Annotated in this window: 16 protein-coding genes; 10 read left to right on the top strand and 6 right to left on the bottom strand. The window is 62.8% G+C overall.

Annotated features, from left to right (window positions below; all coding sequences use genetic code 11):
* Window positions 1–237: 237 nt before the first annotated feature.
* Window positions 238–2,373: a DUF262 domain-containing protein gene (locus AB0F81_RS29860; protein WP_360202560.1), complete on the bottom strand. Its 2,136-nt coding sequence runs from the start codon at window positions 2,371–2,373 to the stop codon at window positions 238–240.
* A 52-nt stretch (window positions 2,374–2,425) separates the two neighbouring features.
* Entirely contained in the window at window positions 2,426–3,091 is a 666-nt protein-coding gene (locus AB0F81_RS29855; RefSeq protein ID WP_360202559.1) for a hypothetical protein, read from the bottom strand.
* A gap of 526 nt (window positions 3,092–3,617) precedes the next feature.
* Between AB0F81_RS29855 and AB0F81_RS29850 the strand changes: the two genes are divergently transcribed.
* From AB0F81_RS29850 to AB0F81_RS29840, 3 genes are all read left to right on the top strand, one after another.
* Window positions 3,618–4,001: a transposase gene (locus AB0F81_RS29850; protein ID WP_360202557.1), complete on the top strand. Its 384-nt coding sequence runs from the start codon at window positions 3,618–3,620 to the stop codon at window positions 3,999–4,001.
* A gap of 22 nt (window positions 4,002–4,023) precedes the next feature.
* On the top strand, window positions 4,024–4,644 hold the full coding sequence (locus AB0F81_RS29845) for a DUF4145 domain-containing protein (protein WP_360202555.1): 621 nt from the start codon (window positions 4,024–4,026) through the stop codon (window positions 4,642–4,644).
* A 429-nt stretch (window positions 4,645–5,073) separates the two neighbouring features.
* Entirely contained in the window at window positions 5,074–6,150 is a 1,077-nt protein-coding gene (locus AB0F81_RS29840; RefSeq protein ID WP_360202553.1) for a hypothetical protein, read from the top strand.
* A gap of 124 nt (window positions 6,151–6,274) precedes the next feature.
* Here the strand turns inward: AB0F81_RS29840 and AB0F81_RS29835 are convergent, their stop codons facing one another.
* Complete coding sequence (locus tag AB0F81_RS29835; protein ID WP_360202552.1) at window positions 6,275–6,757, bottom strand: hypothetical protein; 483 nt, start codon at window positions 6,755–6,757, stop codon at window positions 6,275–6,277.
* Window positions 6,757–8,010, bottom strand: coding sequence for a helix-turn-helix transcriptional regulator (locus AB0F81_RS29830; protein ID WP_360202551.1), 1,254 nt, complete (start codon window positions 8,008–8,010; stop codon window positions 6,757–6,759). Before AB0F81_RS29830 ends, AB0F81_RS29835 begins: the two co-directional genes overlap by 1 nt.
* Window positions 8,011–9,011: 1,001 nt before the next feature.
* On the opposite strand from AB0F81_RS29830, the gene AB0F81_RS29825 reads away from it, so the two are divergent.
* The 6 genes from AB0F81_RS29825 (at window position 9,012) to AB0F81_RS29800 (ending at window position 16,093) form a co-directional block, all read left to right on the top strand.
* Window positions 9,012–9,512, top strand: coding sequence for a hypothetical protein (locus AB0F81_RS29825; protein ID WP_360202549.1), 501 nt, complete (start codon window positions 9,012–9,014; stop codon window positions 9,510–9,512).
* 1,239 nt (window positions 9,513–10,751) lie between these two features.
* Window positions 10,752–11,117: a hypothetical protein gene (locus AB0F81_RS29820; RefSeq protein ID WP_360202547.1), complete on the top strand. Its 366-nt coding sequence runs from the start codon at window positions 10,752–10,754 to the stop codon at window positions 11,115–11,117.
* A complete protein-coding gene (locus tag AB0F81_RS29815; protein WP_360202546.1) occupies window positions 11,117–12,517 on the top strand; it encodes an FtsK/SpoIIIE domain-containing protein in 1,401 nt (466 codons plus the stop codon). Before AB0F81_RS29820 ends, AB0F81_RS29815 begins: the two co-directional genes overlap by 1 nt.
* Before the next feature lie 134 nt (window positions 12,518–12,651).
* Entirely contained in the window at window positions 12,652–14,016 is a 1,365-nt protein-coding gene (locus tag AB0F81_RS29810) for a replication initiator (RefSeq protein WP_360202544.1), read from the top strand.
* Entirely contained in the window at window positions 14,013–14,216 is a 204-nt protein-coding gene (locus AB0F81_RS29805; protein ID WP_360202562.1) for a helix-turn-helix domain-containing protein, read from the top strand. The genes AB0F81_RS29810 and AB0F81_RS29805 overlap by 4 nt, the downstream gene beginning before the upstream one ends.
* A gap of 281 nt (window positions 14,217–14,497) precedes the next feature.
* Window positions 14,498–16,093 carry a tyrosine-type recombinase/integrase gene (locus AB0F81_RS29800; protein ID WP_360202543.1) on the top strand — a complete coding sequence of 532 codons (1,596 nt, stop codon included), beginning with the start codon at window positions 14,498–14,500 and terminating at the stop codon, window positions 16,091–16,093.
* A 496-nt stretch (window positions 16,094–16,589) separates the two neighbouring features.
* Here the strand turns inward: AB0F81_RS29800 and AB0F81_RS29795 are convergent, their stop codons facing one another.
* A complete protein-coding gene (locus AB0F81_RS29795) occupies window positions 16,590–17,054 on the bottom strand; it encodes a hypothetical protein (protein WP_360202541.1) in 465 nt (154 codons plus the stop codon).
* A gap of 825 nt (window positions 17,055–17,879) precedes the next feature.
* Between AB0F81_RS29795 and AB0F81_RS29790 the strand changes: the two genes are divergently transcribed.
* Entirely contained in the window at window positions 17,880–18,185 is a 306-nt protein-coding gene (locus AB0F81_RS29790) for a GNAT family N-acetyltransferase (RefSeq protein ID WP_360202539.1), read from the top strand.
* Window positions 18,186–18,332: 147 nt separating this feature from the next.
* Here the strand turns inward: AB0F81_RS29790 and AB0F81_RS29785 are convergent, their stop codons facing one another.
* Window positions 18,333–19,709 (bottom strand): hypothetical protein, encoded by a 1,377-nt coding sequence (locus tag AB0F81_RS29785; protein ID WP_360202538.1) that lies wholly within the window; start codon window positions 19,707–19,709, stop codon window positions 18,333–18,335.
* Window positions 19,710–19,993 lie beyond the last annotated feature (284 nt).

Raw genomic sequence — 19,993 nt, 5'->3', positions numbered from 1 at the left:
CAGGCCGACACTTCGGAGAAGTCACTTCCCGGACCCGCTGAAGACCACCATAGAACACCGCTCCTCACCGCCTCTTGACACAGAGGGGCGCCATGAGAGCGCAGGCTATTGAAACAAACCGGCCCGAATCAAATATTTAAGCTAAGTCCACGTGAAAATTGCCAGCGCTAAACTTCCTTCATGGACGGGCGATGTCGGCCGCCGGTGGTGTATAGGTAATGGACTCGCGACGAATCCCTACCGTCCGAAACGATCAAGGTAGCGTTGTCGGATAGTGTCGAGTTGATCGCCCGTGTCCTCGACCCGCCAGAAGCCCCAGGGGTCTCGCGCTGACCCGACGACGTACTCCATGGCCTTGGTAAGTGAGGTCGCAACGGAGCCTTCCTCGGTTTGGATGGTTCCCCCCGGGCGGACGTGGGCGTAGTGCATCTTGCCACGCCGGCGACCAATGAGGCGATCGCCGACATTGATGAGGCCGGCTTCGACCAGTTCTTGGAATCGGACACCGTAGCGCGTGCGACTGGTGGTTGCGGCCGCGGCCGGAGCTGTCAGCTCGAGCTCGTTCAGACTCCAGATATGTTTAGCGATTTCAAGGTAGAACTGCCCACGAGCTTCGATGAACGGTTCGAGCGGGGTGTTCGCGTCGTAGGTCACATTCATCTGAAAAATTCCCTTAGCGCGAAGGAATTTCTCCAGAGTGCCGTTGCTGCGGCGGAAGAAGTCTGGGTTCAGCATTCCGGCCAGCCGGGTATCTTTGCGATACCGTACTAGTTTGTCTTCGAGAAGCATCCCGCCGTATTTCCCGTTCTCCCGGCCTTCGAGAAGTAACAGCGCGCCGATGCGATTACGCAGATGCCGGTAGAGCTGGGCGTTTGGCACCTTATGAGCATATGCCGACGCCGTTTTGGTGAACAAGTGTTCGATCTCGAAGTCGCGATCCGCGGTTCGACGCATGAGGAACCGCTCAGTTGGATCCGCCTCGTCGTTGGTGGCGCCTATCTCAACCCACGCCGTGATGCGTGCCAATACATAGTTCACGAACCTCCGGTGAGACTCGTAACTGAGTTCCGGAATTCTGCCCAGCCGGGCGGGCCAGTCGGTCGCGTATTCCCCAAGGACGCGACTCAGCTCGTTCACCGAGTCGGTCTGCTGCACCCGTGGCATGACCGTCGAGACTAGTTCATCAATACGATTCTGCTCGACCCGTTCGTCGTGGAGTGTTTGCGTCACGTAGAACAGGTCTAGGAAGTTGGCGATCATGCAGGCTTTCTGCTGCCATGCCGCCGTCTTCTCGTCGCCCGGGCGCAGGGCGGCGATGGTCAAGTCGAACTGTTCGACAATGCCGTTGAAGGCGTTGTATCGGACCGCACGCAGCTGCGGGTTGAGCTTATATCGCGCCTTCAGGAGGGCACTGTATACCTCATGGAAAGGATAAAGAACGTCGGTGACCAGTCGAGCCCGGTCGCCGATTTTGCCGTTAGGCCAGATATCGGTCTCGTGCACCCGTACCCATTCGGAGGTCGCGTCGTTCAGACTCGGCCCCGACATTTGCACGACTTCGGGAAATCTGGCCCGGAAGACAGCTCTCAGGTAGGCGAAGGCGGCACCCCGCTCGACCTTTTCCAGCGTAGTCACCATCTTGTTCCATGTCCCCTCAATGGCACGAGGTCCGTCTTCAGCGTCGCTGAGAAGGAAACGCTTGAGGTGGTCCATGGGTGAAAGGCGAAGACCTGTGTCATTGATCGACTGGTACATCTCCTCGGCACGGACGCGATCCCGCGCGTCAATCTCAACCAGCGATACCCGATTGAGCAGCCATTCAGTAAATAAGATCAGCGCATCACCGCGGAGTTTTTCCATCAGGTGGATTTCGACGACCTGATACGCCCGCCAAATGCGATGGATCGCAGCAGGGGAGTTATCGAAGCTTGGGTTGCGTCCGTTCAATAAGGCGTCGAAGCAGTCCGCGTACTCGTCAACAACCACGCGAAATGTTTTTTTGCCGAACCGCTCCTTCACGATCAACGTGCGGAGCTGGGCCGCCTTGCCGGCGGCCCTCGGCATCTGCGCCAGCTGCCGCTGCAAATAGATCATCAGGAGCATAAGTGTGATGATTCGCTGCTGGCCGTCAACCAGGTATGCCTGGTCCTCCTCGGCATGCATGATGTACGGACCGAGGAAGTAAGGAACGTACGACTGGACTTCATTCAGCGAGTGCTCGGGATTCCATTGACCAAGGAACCTTCGAGACAGGTCACTTGCGAGTCGCTCAACCTGGGACTCTTCCCAAACATAGTCGCGCTGGTAGAAGTCAAGATCGAACCACTTATTATTGAATGCCGCCTCGATAGATTGGCCGCGGGCTTTGACCAATTCTTTCGTCTCACCTCTGCGGGCCTTGCTTCGCCTAGCCATGAGCCTGCGATTAGACGGCTACGACGGCTTTGGTTGCCACAATGGGGTCACCGCCGCCGCGCCACATGTAGCCGGAACGAACCACCCGTACAGGCACTCCGGGATCGGGTGCCGCCACTTCGGCCTCATGCGCATTGGGATCGAACGGGACGGTTTTGCCTGGTTTGCCGAGCTGCCACAGGCGTTTCCGTTTCGTCTCCTCGGCGAAGAGTTCGGCGACCTCGGCAACGGTGCCACCGCCATTCTGAATCACCTCGACGGCCACGGCCAGGTCAGCAACAAGCCTCGCCTGCTGGAACTGGTGTTCTGTCCAGCTGGCCTCGGTGATCCCGGTCTGATCTAAGGCGTGTGCCACGTTCTCCACCGACGACGCGGTTAACCACTCCGGCAGTCTCGAGCTGGCGCGCCCTGCCAGCAGATCGAGAGAAATCCGCGCTGGCCGCCGTTCGGTCAACCACTCGTATTTATGGTCTGTCATGGTGATCTGCGGATGCAGTTTGATCAGGGGTTGGGCTCGTCGCCAGTGCCGGTCGATGTCACCCTTCTTCATGCCCGCGTCGATCAGGTGTTGCTTGATGTCCCGTGCAGGAATCGGCGTGGTTGACAGGCGGATGATGTCGACGAATGCGGAACCTGGATCGTTCTCGAACTTCCTGACGAGGATCTCTGAGTCCACACCTACCGTCCCTCAGCCCTAGTTCGTATGTTCGGATGATAATCACACCGGTATAGAACTTGGCTGTAAGCTCTGCGACAGCCGCCATCCGTTCCGATCAATCCGAATTGATGATATCGATGATCCGCGATGTAGGGCATCGACACAGTTCCGGCCGCAGGTTCACGTCTGTCCGCGCTCCTGACTGACGCGAAACGGGACTAGTCACGCACCGGCGCATGATCATGCGCACTCAACTCGGCTACTTATTTACTGGTGGCACGATCGCTGCCCTGCCAGGCATGGTCGAGGTGACCGGCGAAGACGCTCTCAATTCGGCTGCCCACAGCAAGCTGGTGTGGCTCAGTGGCATGCGCCCTGTCGGTCACCGCGGCGCAGAGAGGCTCCAGAGGGTTATGCCCAGCTCAAAGTAGCGCTGCCCTCCCGCCGACACCAAGTCGCAGCGGGAAGGGACAGGGACAGATGCCCGGCGTCATCATCGGAGTGGACCCGCACAAACGATCAGCACCATCGAGGTCATCGACCGATGCAATGCGTCCTTGGACAAGGTCGGTTCGGCACCGACCACGACGGACACCAGGCGATGCTCGCCGCCGGCCGTAAGCACACCGACCGGACTTGGGCGGTCGAGGGCTGCAACGGCATCGGCCGGCATGTAGCCCAGCGGCTGCTCGCCGATGGTGAGACCGTCGTGGACGTGCCAGCGAAGCTGTCCGCGCGGGCTCGGGTATTCGCCACCGGTCAGGGCCGCAAGACCGACCAGGTCGACGCTCACAGCATCGCCGTGGTCGCCTTGCGCACGCCGGGTCTGCGGCCCCAGGCGACATCCCTACTCGCACCAGGCGAAAACGCCGCTCACGAGTGCGCCACGCACGCAGGTAAAAGATTCTCATGCAGAGTTCAGAGATAGGCGTCGAGTAAGGTCATGACCCGTGAGTGACGCTTTCAAACCTGTCGGCGTGGTCTGCACATCCTGCCGTAACGCGACATCGTCAACTCCCGCAGGTTGGATCGGCGAGGACGACGACCCGACGATCGGGTATGCGCTAATTGAATGTTCCCACTGCCATCGACTTATGGTAATTCGGGAACACAGCGACTGGAACGGGCGCGAGATGATCTCTAGCGGTGCCCCAGTCGTACTTTGGCCAGTACGGGACGCTCCCCTCAGCGCCGAGATTCCAGAGCCTGCGCGCAAGTCGTTTGAGGAGGCGCGCGCTTGCCATCACGCAGGCCAGTTCACCGCTGCCGCGTTGATGGTGCGAAGGACGCTCGAGGCTGTCTGCACCGACAAGGGGGCGAGCGGCGGCAGCCTTCACGCGAAGCTTAACGAACTTAAGAACCTGAAAGTAATCGAGGGTAAACTGCACGATTGGTCCCACGACCTCCGCGCCTTGGGGAACGAAGCAGCCCATGACACGGCTGTCTTTATTAGCGCCGCCGATGCACAAGATGCCCTCGAATTGGCGGAGGCCCTTTTGAGCTATGTCTATGTTTTGGACGCTAGGTATAATGCATTCAAGGCCCGTCGGGCATTGCCGCCATCGCAATAGAGATACACGCAAACTTGCTAGATGGGCGTCGCGGCAATCAAGATGATGCCGCCTCGAGCAGCATCAGCACCGCCACCGGAAGGCATCAACGCCGCTGGACTATCCGCGTGATCGCCACCGAAGCCTTCACGCCGCTGCGACCGCCGCCAGCAAACGCTAGCCGGGGCGCTCTGCTCGCGATCACCGTCAAGAAACTCCGACGAAGTCTTTGGCCCTGATCATCAAACCGACCGATGAACCGCCGACGCCATCGACTGACATCACTTCAGTCAAGACAGCAGGCCACAGCGCTAAACCAGCCATTATTAAGGCCAGCCGTCACGGAACCCCAAACGGATCTGGAGAGGGAAGCATCGGGGCGCCTGCTCCGATGGAAAGCATCAACAAACCCACTTGCTACATCTGGCTACTCGTGAGACAAGTGACATCGTGAGCTACGGCCAGACTTGGTATGACATCAGCGCTACGCCCTCTGCCACCTCCTGGCAGATGATCCGCAGCCTCCGCAGTGCGCCGCCTGGAGCTGCACATCGGCCGGGAAGCGAAAGAGGGAGAACGTTCAGCGCATCCCTGGAGCAGGCAGAGCAACTCTTCCTTGCCGCCCGCTCAGTTGGGCCTGCCACAAGTCCTCTACTCATCTTTTACGGCCTCTCGCAAGCCGGTCGGGCAATCGCGGCGGCCGCTTCCGGCCGAGAAAATGCGAATGGCTGGAAACTCGTCGGACACGGGATCACAAACGGCAATGAAGAACTCATCACGCCAGGATCAATAGCGAGCCTGCAACTCCTCAATCAACGCAGAGGCGGCTCCTTTACACGGCTTGCCGAGATATTGGGAGCCGCATCTCTACCTACACCTGTAACGCTAGGCGAGCTTTGGTGCCTGTTGCCCGAGTCGGCGAAGTTTCCGCTCCCAGGCATGGGCAATGCGCGCCCTCTGACCATTTCCCCCGCCCGCCACGGTATCCGGAATGATGCGCTCCTCCAGGGCAGCGTATGGATCCCAAAAAAGTTGATCACACCTGAAGTCCCCCTCGACGAGACCGCTGACATGACAGCCGAATACGATCGGCAACGCCACGCAGTTCGCAAATATCTCAGCCGCTTCCCATCGCTTGGCGAGTGGCGATTCACGACACCCGAGGGTCAGCCTGCCGAGGTCCGTGCGATGAACGATGAGATTGCCGAGATACTAATAGAATGGAGCAAAGCTGAAACCGAAGACGACAAATCTGCTCTCGCGCACTACACCACAGGATACAGAAGCGAGAATCTCGCCTTTCCAAGTATCGGAACCGCCCCCCAAGCTCCGCACCCTTTACTTATTTGGTGGGCGGTCTTATACGCACTATCGAAGCTCGCTAGGTATTCACCGATGCTTTGGGCGAGCGTCATCTCTGTCGACTCGAGCCCTTCGGCGGTAGCTGTAGAAAGGTTACTGCAAGAATCGATGGTAACTCTGCCCGAGCTAATTCATCGAACGATCATTGAAGTGGCGAAGAAGTAGCTCCACCAAGCACGCCCGTGTCGGCCGGATCAGCACAGGCAATTTCAGTCCATCGGCGAACTAGATGCTCTTGGCCCAGCCCCGCTGACAGCACGTCACCGGCTAGCCCAGCCGGTGACAGCCGTCATTCTCGGTTGGCACCGGCTGGCCAAATCACCACGACTGGAATGCCCCTCGTCTGGGCGTAATCCACGACGTCTGCCGTGCCGCCGAACGAGCGTGCGGGCTGTCCGTCCCACACCGCCACCAGCCGATCGGCTTCGTCGATCATGAGGCGGCTGGCGTCCATATGGGCCTCAGACGTTGATGCGCGATGCCGACAGCGGTTGACGGCAACTGCCCGGCTCAGTAGGTCGTCGTACTCGGACTTGGCCTCGTTCGGAAGGTTGTCGCGGTATTCGTCGGCTGGGATGACGGCTTCCAAGGTGCCTCCGACGTTCAGCACGGCACGGGCGAATAGCTGGTCCGCTCCGTCAGCGAGGCAGGAGAGTCCGGTCAGTTCATGGCCTTCGGCTTGCAACCGCTGCAGTTCCCTCGTGATGCCATCCGTGACGTAAGCCTCGATCTCGGGTGTCAGGCCGCGGTGGCCACTGACCGCTACACGCATCAAAGTTCCTCTCGGTAGGTTCCGTAGAGACGCTCGTCGAGTTCGGCGGTTGCGCGACCTGCACGAGAGCCGAGGGAGTTGCGGAAGCCGGCCACCGCTCTAATCACGCGTTCCGAGTCGTAAGTCTGCCCGACATCGAAGGCCATGACTGCGACAGCGCATGCTTCGTCCACCTTGCCTGAGCGCGCGAGGACATCGGCGTGGAGCACGTCCATGACGGCTCGGGGCTTGGGCGCCTGGTGGGAATCATGGGCGAGCTGCAAGGCCTTCGCTGCGAGCCCGTGCCTGCCGAGCTTGGCGGCGACCTGGGCTCGGAATCCGGCGAGTTTTCGCTCGTCGAAGCGGAAGATCCACGGCCACACCGGTTCGTCGTTAGCAGCATGGGTCAACCTAGCTTCGGCTTGATCCAGCTTCGTCAGTGCGTTGCGGTCCCGGACCTGGGCAAGAGCGAGCGACTCGATCGCGTCAATCCAAATGCCGGCGATGAGCGGCGCGGAACGAGGCAAACGCTGGCGCGCGTCGGCTACAAGCCGCACGCTTTCGGCCGCATCCCCGCAGTTGGCTGCGAACTGGCTCATGCTGGCCTGCATGTATGCGGGCAGCAGCGGATGTCCGGAGCGCTCGGCAGCACGAACGGCGAGTTGGTAGAGGCGTCGTGCGCCAGCGCGGTCCTCGATGTCGAGGTGCAGCCAGGCGGCGAGTCCGGCTGTCTCGCTGAGGACGGCGAAGCGGCGGCGGGTATGGGCGGGTGAAAGTCCGTTGCGGGTCGCTAGTTGGCGGACCAAGCCGAGGTGAGCCGTCACCGGTGCGGTGAGGTTCCGCGAGGGCAGACGCTGCTCCAACCGGCGATAAGTGGCGGACGGGATCGTCAGAAGGCGTTCCTCATCGTGGGTCTCGACAAGCACGTCACCTTCGACAGTGCCGATCAACGCGAGCCCCGAGGCACCTGCGGTGCCTGCAAGGAACTGGCGGCGGTTCGTGTCATCCTCCTGGTCATCAAGCAAGCCGGCGAGCGACCTTGGGATGCCCAAGCCGTCGCATAGTGCTCGCACCGTGCGGATGCCCGGCTCCCTGCTGTGGCCGTTCATCAGCCGTGATACGTGCGGCTGCGAGATGCCAACCGCTACCGCGATATCAGTCTGCGACGCTCCCGTCTCCTGGGAGAGAACCTGGAGGACGGTTGACCAGTCACCTGACCGGAGAGCACGCCGGAATTCCGGCCTCTCCAATATCTCCGGCGGTGTCGTGATCACTGATCATGACCTTCGACGTGCAGAAACAACAGGGGCATCCGTATCACCGGCCGCGAAGCAGCTCCTAACCTGAGGGCGACCCGGGCTTTTCTCGCTTTCCACTATGCCCTCACTTCCGCCACGTCTCATACGCTGATGTATAGCGATCTCCGCCTATGCACGTCCGTGTAGCTCCGGCGGCCGGCACTCTGCACCCTTCGTATTGTCACCGGAATCCTCCTGGCATTGAACGTCAGGCACCGTGCCGCTAGAGGCGCTCTCCGGTGACGAGCGCAGTGGCCCATGCCCACTGCGGGTTTCCAATCGAACCGCCATCGGCGGCTGACTGGTGGCTGCGCGCGGTCGTGGTGTTCGACCCCACCGACAGCACGCGCTGCTGACGGGAGGCGAGGCGAACGTGTTGCTGCCCAATGACAGCGATCTAGCACCGAGTACCGGATCGATGTACTTCGCAGCATCGGCTGAGAATCAGCTGCGTGCGGCTCAGGCGACGCTCGATGAGCATGTGACGTCGAGCGCGACAGGGCGTTGTCTAGCCTGCGATTCCCTCGGTCCGTGCTGGCGTCGGGAGAACGCGGTGGTGATCTTTTCTCGCACGCTGCGGCTACCGACTCGTCAGCCCGGTGCGACGCGCCCCGAATTGATCGGTGCGACTCGGGTCGCGCGCTCCAGGTCTGTTGGCCGGCTAGCGGTAGGCCTCTGATGTTGCCGCAACCGGGAGACGTGTTTTTCGTGGGTTCGGCGGCGAGTGTGCAGTTCTCCGGCGACCCGGCGATCACGGTGCGGGTGATTCGAGTAGACCCGCGGACCACCTATGCGGGCTTCGTGTGGCTTGACGTGTACGTCCTCGGCGCGGATCGCAACGCCATAGAGCGGCGATCGATTTGGGTGCAGGTTGCCGGGCTGCGGCCCGTTCAGATGACAGGCGAGCCGCCGCGACAGCTGAACGTCGGGCCGGCGCAGCGGTCTCCGTCTGAGACGGCGAGGGAGGAGCAGCGGAGATGACCGACCTGGTAGATGGCTCGGCGGCTGTCGGTGGGGATCGGCCGACGCTGCTGGCGATGGCGCAGGCAGCTGCCGCGTGGGAGGTCGCGGTGCGCGGAGCTGAGCAGCGACATCAGTGGGCGCAAGCTGATCGGGCTCGGCTGCGCTGGGCGCTGTGTCTGCACCGTCTGGGCCGCTGTGATGACGCCGTGGAGGTGCTCGGTCGGGCCTGGGACGGGGCGAGCATCGGACGGCGTGGTGGTCGTGTCGTGGCCGCGATCATGTGCATCCGGCTGCTGAGGTGGTGCGGGCGTCAGGACGAGGCAGGAGTGCTGTGGTCGGTGATGCAGACCAGCACTACCTCGGCGATGCGAAGGTGGGCGCTCAACGAGCTATTGAGCCCTGCAAACAGCGATCTCAACAAGGCCGGCCCTCGCAGACACGGCGAGGTCTGCACCTATCGCCGCCGCGAGGCTTCGGTACCGCAACTCAGAAGCGACCGGCTCGGCCTTGGATAACGAGGCGACAGCGGAAACCCATCGACCAGCACGACCGAGCTGGGCATGTGTGGACTGCGCCGCGCCGTGGCCGTGTCCGCAGCGTAGGGCGGCTCTGCCCCACGAGTTCCCGGCCGACAGGATCGGCCTGCTGATGTATCTGGCCGACTTGATGGTCGAGGCGATCGAGGACCTGCACCGCACCGACTCTGCGACGTCGTCGGATCTGTATGACCGGTTCATGGGATGGGCGCGCCGCTGAACGACGGTGTAGCGGATTCACCTCGGCACGATCATCGGTGGCAAGCCGGCTTGTCCGGCGCGGCAGCACCTCAATTCCGGTCCGGTCGCTCCCCGCCGCCGGGAGGGATCGCCTGTCCCGATCCAGTCAGATTTGCGCCAGTTACCCGTGTTGGGCACTTCATCAAATGGCCCATTCTTTTCTGAGCTGCCTCTCGGCGGATTCGGCAGCACGGGCGCGGACTGGTCAACACGGATCATCACGCTCGGGCACTCAGTTGGGTAGGTGGGCCAGACTTGGCGGGACGGCTTCCCGTTCATCCGGTTGCGGAGCGGCCGGGAATTCGTACTCTGTTAGGGCAGCGATACAACGGCCCACTTCGATGGGTCGGAGCGTCGCGAGAGAGGAGGCTTCGAATGTTGCTGGGTAGCGACGCCTCATAGCACTCGATCCCACCTGATCAAGTTCGTGGTGAAAAGCGAGGCCTTCCCCTGCTCAAGGGAGGCGGTGATCTTCGTCTTCGAGGATGCCGTCTCCAGGTTGATCGTTCGGCGCGCGAGGACGTAGCCGGCTGCGGCCGCCACCAGTGGTGGAGTCACCGCCGCAGCAGACCGGCCCTGATCGGGTCCGAGTCCGTTCTCCCGAGATCGATCAGCCGGGGTCTGCCGTGCTTGTCGCCGTCGGTCCGCCCTGCGTCCCGCTCCTGCGGGCGGGAGGGGGACCGGCCGCAGGCCGCAGCCCCCTCCCCGCCCCGTCCCTCTTCCCTGCTCCCGGTCTGCCCTTCTTGACCAAGTAGGGAAAGTTGTACGCACGCCATCGGCCCCGATCTGTCTCCCGCGATCCAGCCAGGCGCTTCCCCGGCCTGCTGATCAGCGCCTTTCGGAGACCCGGACGCCGAGGCCCCGACCGCGGCCCGGCCACAGCCGCGGTCGGTGATTACCCCCGCTCGTTGTGGTGCACCATCGCCGTCTTCGCATCCGCGCGAACGGCGAATCCGTCAAACCCAGGAGTTGATGTTCATGCAGAGCAACATCCCGATCGACCTGACCCGCCTGACCCGCCTGACCGGCCTGATGTGCGTCTCCGCCCCGGAACAGCGCACCGACATGGACGGCCAGGTCCGCAAAGACCGTGACGGCAACACCCTGTGGGTGACCGGTATAGCGCTGCGGCGTGCCGGTACTCGCAAGGCGTCCGTCATCGACGTCCAGACCGCCGCCGAGCCGACCGGTGTCACCGAAGGCGCCATGGTCGGCCTCACCGAACTCGACGTGTCGCTGTGGGAGATCGAGGGCCGCCACGGCCTGTCCTACCGCGCCGCGTCGATCTACCCCCGACCGTCCGAGACCGCCAAGCCGTCCCGCGGCGTCAAGACGGAGGCTTGATGGCCCCTACCCCATCGCCTTCCGCAGGGCCGGGCACCGTCCCTGAGTTTCAGCTCGAACACCTCGCCGACCTCGGCTACATCTTGATCCCGTACGCCATCCTCGCCGCCAGCCTGCTGACCGCCTGGGCCATCGCCGGGATCGCCCTGGCCCGGACAGCGCCACCAGCGTGGTGGTACCTGTACGGGTTCTGGTTCCTGCGGCTGCGCATGGCCCGGTCCTGGCAGCGACTGTGCCTGAACGCGAACCTGACCGCCCTCGACCGGCCTACCACCACGCCTGCCCGACCCCGATACGGCCCCAACGGCCGGCCGATCCTGCCCCTGCTGTTCCGAGTCCGGCCACGCCGCAACGGCGCGACCGCGCTGATCTCCTTCAACGCCGGACAGCGACCACAGCAGTTCATCGACGCCGCCGACGCGATGGCGCACGCTTGGCGCGTCCACGCGGTCCGCATCAACGCGTCCGGACGCGGCCGGGTCGCGGTGACCATCATCAACGACGACCCGCTGAGGGGAATCCCGGAAAGCCTCGGCCACTACTTGCACCGCGCCGCACTCCAGCAGCCCGGCGAGGCTGCGACCATGGACGACCTGGTCGCCACGGTCGGCAACCGCGAGGACGGCGATCCCTGGACCATCGATCTCGGCACCTTCCCGCACTGGCTGATCACCGGAGCCACCCAGTCCGGCAAGTCCACCCTCATCAACACCGCGGTTTCGCAGTGGGCGACCCGGCCGATCGCCTTGGTCGGCATCGACTGCAAAGGCGGCATGGAACTCGGCCCCCACGCACCCCGCCTGTCCGCCCTCGCCACCGACCGTCGCCAAGCCGCGATCCTGCTGGAGCGGCTGCGCGACGAGGCCACCCGCCGGATGCAGCTGTGCCGACAGCACCGGCAACGCAGCATCTGGCTACTCCCCAAAGCGCTACGCCCCGCCCCGGTGATCATCATCGTCGACGAACTCGCCGAGCTCTACCTCGTCGCCTCACGCGAAGACAAAGAGCTCGCCCACAACGCGACCGCGAACCTCCTACGCCTGGCCCAGCTCGGCGCTGCCCTCGGCATCCACCTCGTCATCGCCGGCCAACGGGTCGGCTCCGACTTCGGCAACGGCGTGACCGCGCTACGCGCCCAACTCGGCGGCCGGATCTGCCTCGCGGTCAACGACAAGGAAACCGCCGTCATGACCCTCGGCGACCTCTACCCCGACGCCGTCGAAGCCGTCCAACACATCAGCCCCCACGAGAAAGGCGTGGCCATCACCACCGCCGACGTCTTCGGCTGGATCCGCGCCCGATCGATCAACTTCCCACCCGAAGCCCTCGACGCCGCGATCGAGGCAACCGCACACCTCGCACCCAGCCTGCCCGGCATCGACCACCCCGCCCTGCTCTGACGAACCGGCTCAACTGAGCCCGGACGCCAACCCCGACAGGAGAAAGGAGGACCCCATGTTCACCAATGCCCGCGAGACCCGCCCGGCCACATCGATCACTCGGCCGGGCCGGGTCCGAACAAGGAGGTCTAAATATGTACAGCAACCACGACGCTCTGTCGTTCACCGACCGCGAAGTCCTGACCACCGCCACCCACCCTGACTTTCGGGCATGGCTGGCCCGCATCGAGCACATCGGCGGCTGCCAGCACCCGATCCACCTCACCGGCCACACCCACGTCATCGAAGCCAGCACCGGCAGACTGCTGGCGGCGCTGACCTCCGAAACCCAACCCCACCAGCGCCTCACCATCGCCTGCGGCAACTCACGCCTCTCCCGCTGCGAACCCTGCGCCCGCCTCCACCAGGGCGACACCTACCACCTCATCGCTTCTGGCCTGGCCGGCGGCAAGAACGTCCCCGACACCGTCCGCACCCACCCGCGCGCCTTCGCCACCTTCACCGCCCCCAGCTTCGGCGCCGTCCACCGCCACATCAGCGGCGGACTCTGCCGTCACCGCAAAAACGCCCCGATCTGTCCACACGGCCGGTCTTTGGCCTGCACGGACCTGCACGGCGACAGCGATCCCATCATCGGCTCACCGCTGTGCCCGGACTGCTACCACTACGAGGCCGCGGTGCTGTTCAACGCCCACACCCGCGACCTGTGGCAACGCCTCAACCGCAACCTCTACGAGGACCTGGCCAGCACACTCGGCGTCCCCCGCAGCGTTATCCGCCGCAGCGTGCGCGTCTCTTACGCCAAGGTCGCCGAGTGGCAGCGACGCGGCACGATCCACTTCCATGCCGTGATCCGGTTCGACGGACCGGACGGCCACGCTGACCCGCCACCGGCGTGGGCCTCGACCGGGCTGCTCATCCGCACGATCCGGACCGCCACCCGGCGGGTCTCGTTCACCGTGCCGGGCACCACGACGGTGCTGCGCTTCGGCACCCAGCTCGACATCCGGCCCATCACACCCGGCCACACCGGCGACGACCTCACCGAACGCGCCGTCGGCTCCTACATCGCCAAGTACGTAAGCAAACCCGAAGTCACCGGCGTCACCGTGGACCGGCCCGTCCGCGACCTCGCCACGATCGCGATCCTGCCGGTCACCGAACACACCCGCACCATGATCCGCACCTGCTGGATCCTCGGCGGCCGGCAGGAACACCAGCCGATGAACCTCCGCCGCTGGGCACACCAGCTCGGCTACCGGGGTCACACCGCGACCAAGAGTCGCCGCTACTCCACCACCTACACCGCACTCCGCGCGGCCCGCGCCGACCATCGCCGCCTCCACCACGGCGAGCCGCCGCACGCCGAGGACGCCGTCACCGAGAAGCACTGGAGTTACAGCCACTCCGGCCATACCGCAGGACAGGCGATGTTCGCCGACGGCATCGCCGACGACCTGCGAGCCCGCCGTGTCGCGGATGGCGGTGAGGCGTCCTGAGGCGAACGCGCTGGACCGCGGAGGCTGTCCGCGAGCTGGGGCTCACCACCGATATCGAAACAGCGGCGTCCATCTTGAACGTCGGCCGCAGCAAGGCCTACGCCCTCGCCAAGAACGGTGACTTCCCGGTGCGAGTCATCCGTGTCGGACGCAGCTACGTCGTGCCCGTATCCGCCCTGCGGGAACTACTCGGTATCTGAAACAGCCCAGGCCGGTCGGTAGCGGCCGGCCAGGACGTCATCGACCACGAGAGCAACGATCCCGGCAGGTGTGAGATCGGGCCGCATCGCCTTCAGCCGGTCTACTTCGCTCGCCAAGAGCCTGATCTTCACCTGCTGGTCTCGCTTCTCATCACCGGGCAGGGGCGGCAATCCTTGAGCCGCCTCAACCACACGTCGTCGCCTCGTTGTCATCCGTCCATCCCAGGCCCGGGAAGCGGTACCTTTATTGGTACCACTTCCTCGAATCGGAGGTACATATCTTGAGGGGATCAGTATTCCGCCGCTGTGCCTGCCGCGATCAAGGCACCGGCAAGCAACTCGGGCGGTCCTGCCCGAAGCTCAATCAACGTCGGCACGGCACGTGGAGTGTCCGGCAAGAACTCCCGCCGCGTGCGGACGGCGAGCGACGCACTTTCCGTCGTTCCGGCTATCCCACCTCGACCGAGGCGCAAGCCGACCTCGACCGGATCCGCACGTTGCTCGCCATCCCTGACGCTGACGACGAAGTCGGCCGTCAGCGCATGGGCGACCTCCTGGAGCACCTGAACTCGTCCCGCGAGCTACTGCCCGACCCGGAGGAGACACGCCGCAAGTTCCGGAGCGGCCAATCGCTGACCGCGCGGATCACCGTCGGCGAGTGGCTGGACACCTGGATAGCTGGTCGCAAGATCCGGCGCAGCACGATCAACCGATACGCGCGAGACATCCGACTGCACTTGAAACCGAGCATCGGCCACATCCGGCTCGACCGCCTACGCGTGGCGGACCTGACCGAAATGTTCAACGCGATCGCCGAACGCAACATCGAGATTGAGGAAGCGAACGCGCTCCGCCATGCCGCTGTCGCGGAGTTGAAGACGACACGGGGCAGGGCACCTCGCGCAGCCGTGCGGACCGCGCTGGCGGAGATGCCGCCCTTCCGGCGCGTCACCGGGCCGACGACGCGAATGCACATCCGGGCGACGCTGCGGGCCGCGCTGAATGCGGCGATCACGCAGGAGATCATCACGTTCAACCCGGCCGCCCATGTGGAGCTGGACCCCGTACGCCGGCCCAAGGCCCTCGTGTGGACCGAGGAGCGTCTGGCCCGCTTCGCCCGGACCGGCGAGAAGCCGTCGCCCGTGATGGTCTGGACCCCGGCTCAGGTCGGCGAGTTCCTCGACTTCGTCGCGGAAGACGAGCTGTACGCCCTGTTCCATCTCGTCTCACTACGCGGCCTTCGCCGTGGCGAGGCATGCGGGCTCCGGTGGGAGGACGTCGACCTAAAGTCGGGAACCGTCACGATCGCAACTCAGCTCGTCGAAGAGAACGGCGGCGGGGTCATGGAAAGCGAGCCGAAGAGCGACGCCGGGCACCGGGTCGTCGCCCTCGACGCGGAGACAAGCACGGTTCTCCGGAAGCATCGTGCCCGACAGAAGAAAGCGCAGCTGGCAGCCGGCGATGTATGGGTGGACAGCGGCCGGGTGTTCACGAAAGCCACGGGTGAATGGCTACAGCCCGACTGGCTGTCCGATCACTTCGACCGCCTGGTGCGACTGAGCAGCCTGCCACCGATCCGGCTTCACGACCTGCGGCACGGCGCAGCGACAGTCGCCTTGGCGGCCGGCACGGATATGAAGGTGGTCCAAGAGATGCTCGGCCACTCCACGCTCATGCTGACCTCGGACACCTACACCAGCGTCCTGCCGGAAGTGGCGCGGGAAGCGGCTGAGGCGGCGGCCCGCTTGATCCCTCGCCAGAAGGGCAAACGCACCGCCGGGCTCACCTCGGGCTCACAAACCGCCGGGACAGCATCGGCGAACACGCACAGCAATCCCCGAACCGCCAAGAAGCCGCAGGCCAAAGCCGCGTCTTGAACGTGGGGCGGGCGGGACTCGAACCCGCGACCGAGGGATTATGAGCGTACGCTTCCCGGTCGCCTACAGCCTCTACGTGCGACTACGCCATCATCGGCGCTGACTTGAGCCGAATCGCCCTCAGCGGCCAACACAGCTTCGCGTCATGACTCGTGTCATGGCGCCCCTCGCCCACAGCGGACACCGGCGGGCGAGTGTGACCAACGGGCCAGGAAGGGCCATGATGGCGACGCCTGGCCCATCTACTAGGTACTTCATTGTCGGCCTCGTCGGTTGCCGAATGACGGATCCCGAGTGTCGCACCGCTGCGCTTAAGGTCTGACCAACGGATTAGAAGGGGCTTTTACGCTGAGTTCCACGCCGTCTACCAGCGGCTATAGACGTAAGCGACGTCGCTTCACGGGCTTAGGAGTCACAGTTAGCCGGTAGTTCGCTCCACACGTGGCTCCACGGACTAGGGCAGCGTGGAGGTCTGATCGGCCCATTCGGGCAGGAGTCACAGGTCGATGACGTTCCGGCTCAGATGCCATCGCCCGGTACTCATCGAGACTCGTCCTTGGATTCGCGGGTTTGGGCTACCCATCGCGTCCAATGCCTCGCGGAGCTTCTGCTTTGGCATGAAGAACGGACGACTGTCATGCGCTGGGATAACCGTGGGCGCCCCGGGTACCTGATCCGGATCGCCGGCGGCTATCAGGCTGGGGTCGATGAAAAACGCCCACGAGATCTGATGGCCGGACCGCAGGTCGGTGATCCCCCAGTAGTCCACCCGTGCAGCCGCCCGACCTTTATTGATCACTCTGACCTGGATCGCGGGACCAGCTCCCGCAAGTCCGACCGAAGACAGTTCAACGCTAATGAGGGGATCGGCTCGCCGATTGTTGTACAGGGTCACCCCGAGACTGGCGAGACTGACTACCAACGCAACGAGGCTGACGACGAACGACGCGGCTGCGGCCATGAACCTAAGCGTACGAATGTGAGGCGGGGAGGCCTACCGGCCTCCGCGTCCGGCGCGCGCACGCGCTAGGTCGCCAGCGCTCCCGCGGCGGCCAGGTGCACCGCTGCCAGCTGTGCCAGTACCTTCGCCATGACGGAGTGGCCTACGTCGTCCACCTGGAGCTATAGCCATCCTCCGCGTGGCTCCACAGGCTCTAAGGACTCCATGTTCCAGCATTTCGTGCCACGACATGTGCCACAACGCCGCGCGGTTCAACGCTCCGCTACCCGCCGCTGGTCGCGTGGCCGATCGACACTAGCTGGCCGATGTCCCGGCGCGACGGAAGTCCGAATGCCGATAGACAGAAGGTAGTCACAACGTCACTATGGGCAAAGTTGGCGATAAGGGTCGGGAGGCAGCGACGTGCCGAAGAGCAGATCTCGCAAGCCGTCTGGCAACGCGCGCCTGACGCCCTCCGATCACGGCGGCGGCGTTGTTGCGTGGGCTGCCAGCACCAAACCGATGTCGGATCGGGCTAGCCCAGGTAGCGGACGTGCCAGCCGCCGCGCGCCTCCTCACACTCGCCGAACCCACCTTGGACCAGGAAGCCGAGATACTCGGTTGTAGTCCTTGGATGGCTAAGGCCCTCCTGAGCGGCCTAAACAACGCTAGCGACGGTGTACTTCGTGAAACCATGCAGGCCCTGCGGGAAGACGGCACTCGCGGAGCCTTTCTTTCCCTATCGATACTTTTAGTGCCGTTGACGAAGACCAGAAAATCCAAGCTTCGCTCCTTGCACTACCGCCGGCTCGGGTGCTCCACGGCGCCCTCGACAAAGGCGTAAACATGCTGAACGTCCTTGTCGCGGCACAGACTGTAGTGAAACTGAAAGGCTTGGCGGTCAGTCCAGCCGCCCGAGGTACGGGCATCGGTAGTGCGATGATCAAGCGGTGTGTTCAGCTATACCGCCAACTGGGCTGGCACGTCGTCTATGGTCAATTTGATGCCGCTCGCGGACTTGAAAGCTACTACTCAGCGCGTGGCTTCGAGGTCTTAGGCAGCGGCGAAGACCTCAACCTCGGCCCACTTCTCGGCTTCCCGTTGAGAATCTATACGAGACCGCAGGATCGCCTCTTCGTGCGATGGCAGTGATATGCGGCATCCGAAACCTTGATCGCACGCATCACTTACCAGTACCTTTTGGACGTGCTCGTGGAAGGAATCGGAGGTGCGACGCACGGGGTTAGGAACGGCCATGACCACGGACCTATGCGGTGTAACAGTCTGGGCTCTGCCAGATTAGGGCACTGCACTTTCCTCCGCATCAGCCCTGCTAGGTTCTGGAACACCATGAGGCCTTTTTCGGCGCGTATTTAGCCAGTCCTTAAGTTGCCGCCTAGAACTTTCCGTAGCGCGATGACGCAATGTTTGAACCTTTGGCGGATCGGCCACTTTTCGGAATACGAATACGTCAGTGGACAGATAGTCGTCACGCTTCAGTGGGAAAACTTCATCGGCGACAGCAGCATGCAGCAGTCGCCTCGCCTTCACCTCCCTCTCGGTTCCGGCTATAGTCACGAATACGGCTACGGCAACAGCCGCTCCGCACATCCACCAAAATACCACTAATTCATTCTGCGCATTGAACACTAAGTGCCACTTATATGCCGCCAGAGCTAGTACGGCCGCTAAAGGTGTTCCGACAGCTTTGCGAAATTCGCCTTCTGCCTTGATCCTGTCGTATTCCAAGTACAGTTCCGGCGCTCCTGCCCGGAAAGCTATGTCCGCCGTCTCCATTCGCCGCCGCAAAATCCTACGCAGATTTGAGTAGTCGAGCACTGCATCGGCGAACGCCACACGACACTCAGTGTCTTCTGCTAGCCGCTCAGACAGGATTTGCTTCAGGTCGGATGGCGCTACGTGAACATCGCGCCATCTGTAAAGTCGTAGGTCATCAATTGTTTTGATACGAGGTGGAACTACATCACTGTCAGATCCAGCCTGCCGTCTGACATCATCTACAGTGACACCGCACGCTTTTGCCGCCGCATATGTCTGCCCGGAGTCGAGCTGTTCAACTGCTTCGCTCAAGAAAGCGTCGTGGCTCCTAAAGAACTTCTGCAGGTCGAGCCTGACAAGATCATCGAGAATCTCGCCATCGGTTTCTAGTGCCTGCTGAGCATCACGCTTCCACCCTGTGAAGCGCCGCTCAAGAGCTTCCGCAAGCCCGGTGAACGTATCGTTTAAGGCGTCTCGATAGCTGACATCTGGTGCCGATCTCCACTTGCGGGCAAGCGCGGCGCACGCCACAACGATCAAGATGAGAAACAGCAGGGGAATGATGCGTGAAAGCAGTTGTGTAATTACCGATACAGAGTAGATTCCGAAGATAAGAATGGCGGCAATTAGCCCAAAAAATACTAGGCGGCGAAAGGTTCGCCCGAGGATTTCCAAAAACACGCCAATCATATACACTATCGTGAGAATGATCCCAATTAGGAATTCAGTGGGAACTGCCGATAATTGTTTCGATATCGCTTTAATTTCGTCATTCTGCCAAACTGAAGCCGGAAGTAGCTGGCATGCAATCCAGCCGGCCAATGCCCACAAGACTCCGACGGTAAAGGGTGTACGAGCATCTCGCAGTCCGGGAACAATTTGGCTTAATATGTTCACGCACGCAGGGTAGCCACTTAGCTACACATAGAACATCGTATCGTCGGAAATGTTACAGAACGCAACGTCGGGGGTCGAACATGCCGCGTCGCCTGCAACGGCGAATCAGCTAGTCGTCCGGCGGTGTGCCCTCGGGCTTGGATAGGCGGGCTCTGCTGAGCCTCGCGCCCAAGCTCAACGTCAGACGGCACCTCGGCGATCAAGAACGAAGGGGCGCGCACCCACCACGCCTCAAGCGGACCAGCCACTCAAACAGGTGGCGTCTGTGGGAAATAGGACCGGTG

The sequence above is a fragment of the Actinoplanes sp. NPDC024001 genome (assembly GCF_040638955.1).
Lineage (GTDB): Bacteria > Actinomycetota > Actinomycetes > Mycobacteriales > Micromonosporaceae > Actinoplanes.
Note: the sequence above shows the minus strand (reverse complement) of the source record. Positions and strands in the feature narration are given on the sequence as shown.